This window comes from Candidatus Brocadiaceae bacterium (genome assembly GCA_012728835.1).
Lineage (GTDB): Bacteria > Planctomycetota > Brocadiia > SM23-32 > SM23-32 > JAAYEJ01.
Genome location: JAAYEJ010000060.1, coordinates 1 through 2002 on the forward strand (window position 1 = coordinate 1; position 2002 = coordinate 2002).

A 2002-nucleotide genomic window follows, 5' to 3' on the forward strand; every position below is an offset into this window, starting at 1 on the left:
GCACATCGCCTCCTGCTTCGAGGCGGTCGGGACCGACTCGCCGCTGGTCGGCGTTTCGCCGGCGGACGTGCACAACCGCGATCCGCGCGAGCTTCCGCTCGTGACGGACGGGGCGACGCCGGTCGGCAACGGCGTTCTGGGCCACGTGGGCGGGAACGTCGTCCTCTGCCAGCTTCCGCCCTGGCAGCTCGACTACTCGGGCGAGAAGATGAACATCAAACGCACGTTCCGCAAGTTCTCCTTCACGACCGCCCGCCTGCTGGCCAACATGGGCGCGGCCGGTCGGACGCCGGTGCTGGAGCACGTCTCGCAGCCGGTCGGCGAGGGCGAACAGCGCTGGCTGGACGGCCTCTACCTGGACGTTCCGGAGGAATGGGACGACCCCTACCGCTTCTTCCGCTGGTAGGCGGCCGCCGAACCGTGGAGCAGCGGAGGATCTCAGCGGTCCTCCGCTGCTCCACATACCGTCCGGGAGGCCACATCGCTCCACCCCGGTGACTCGGAACGGAACAGATGCCGGCATGCGGACACGTTCAACTCGTCTCCGTCCTCCTGATCGCCTCGTCTCTTCTGATGGTCTCCACCCAGAGGTCGGGAGCCGAAACCATGCCGGAGCAGTTGCCTGAAGGGGACGGAATCGCCGCGCCGTACCTGAGGGACGTAGGCATCGAGGAGAACCCGGCCGTCGTGTTCGCCGACGGGTTCGAGGGCTTCGAGGACGACGTCATCGCAACCGCCGACCCCGGCCAGAAGGGCATGCGGTGGGACACGGCCTGGCACACGGTGCGCATCACGCGCGAGCCGGCGAACGTCCACAGCGGCACGCAGGCCGCCGAAGTCCGCCACGAGGAAGCCCCCATGAGCCACGGCGCGGGCAAGGTGTTTGAAGAAGGGTTCGACACCCTGTTCGTGCGTTACTACATGAGACTCCACCCGGAGTTCCCCGGCTGCCACCACATCGGGATGAGCATGTGGGCCGGGGCCCCGGGCGTCATCATGGCGTCCGGCACCGAGCGGAGCGCCACCGGCGTGCGTCCCAACGGGCAGAACCACTTCGTGGTGAGCCTGGACGCCGCGCAGCCCCGCCGACGAACGGGAGAGCGCCCGCCCGGTCGTTCGAACATCTACTGCTATCATATGGACCAGATCGGCGTCTACGGCGACCTGTTCTTCCCGTCCGGGGAGGCCCGCCCCCGCGAGGACGCCGCGCTGTTCGGGCCGACCTTCGTCCCCCGCCCCGACTTCGTCGCCGAACTCGGCCGCTGGCACTGCTACGAGCTCATGGCGAGGGCGAACACGCCGGGCCGGCGCGACGGACGCGTGGCGTTCTGGGTGGACGGCGTCCTGCGGGGCGACTTCCCCAACCTGCGGCTGCGCAGCACGGACGCGCTGAAGATCAACAACGTGCACCTGAGCACCTACTCCAGCCGCGTGCGCCCCAACCAGACCCTCTGGTACGACGACATCGTCATCGCCACGTCCTACATCGGCCCGCAGAAGGACCCCGCGCCGTAGAGCCGAACAGCCGGCCGCAACGCCCCCTCCCACCTGCGCGGGTCACGAGCAGCGCAACGACGATCCCCGATTGACGGGAACCCGCGAACGGCTACAATGGGCGGGTGGATCGTGAACGGCGCCGGCCGAAGCCGCACGCGGACGGGCGCACTGAGATCCCGTGACGACGAGCGGCTACTCCCTGCAGTACGCCACGCTGATGGAGTACCGCGAGGGACAGGTTCTCGTTGTCGGCCCGGGCGCGGGCGAGCAGCTTGCCGCCAACGCCTCGGCCGTCCGTGACTGGGTGCGAGACGGCGGGCAGGTCGTGGCCCTCGGCCTGACGGGCGAGGAGGCAAGTGCCTTCCTGCCGGCGCAGGCGACGACGACGCCCGGCGAGCACATCGCCTCCTGCTTCGAGGCGGTCGGGACCGACTCGCCGCTGGTCGGCGTTTCGCCGGCGGACGTGCACAACCGCGATCCGCGCGAGCTTCCGCTCGTGACGGAC

The 2002-nt window shown here is 69.5% G+C and carries 3 protein-coding genes; all 3 read left to right on the forward strand.

The window, feature by feature from the left end; all coding sequences use genetic code 11:
- A partial coding sequence (locus GXY85_09045) for a hypothetical protein (GenBank protein NLW50967.1) occupies positions 1 to 406 on the forward strand: 406 nt, incomplete at its 5' end.
- Positions 407 to 513: 107 nt separating this feature from the next.
- Positions 514 to 1515, forward strand: coding sequence for a hypothetical protein (locus GXY85_09050; protein NLW50968.1), 1002 nt, complete (start codon positions 514 to 516; stop codon positions 1513 to 1515).
- A gap of 160 nt (positions 1516 to 1675) precedes the next feature.
- The coding region (locus GXY85_09055) for a hypothetical protein (GenBank protein ID NLW50969.1) at positions 1676 to 2002 on the forward strand (327 nt) is incomplete at its 3' end.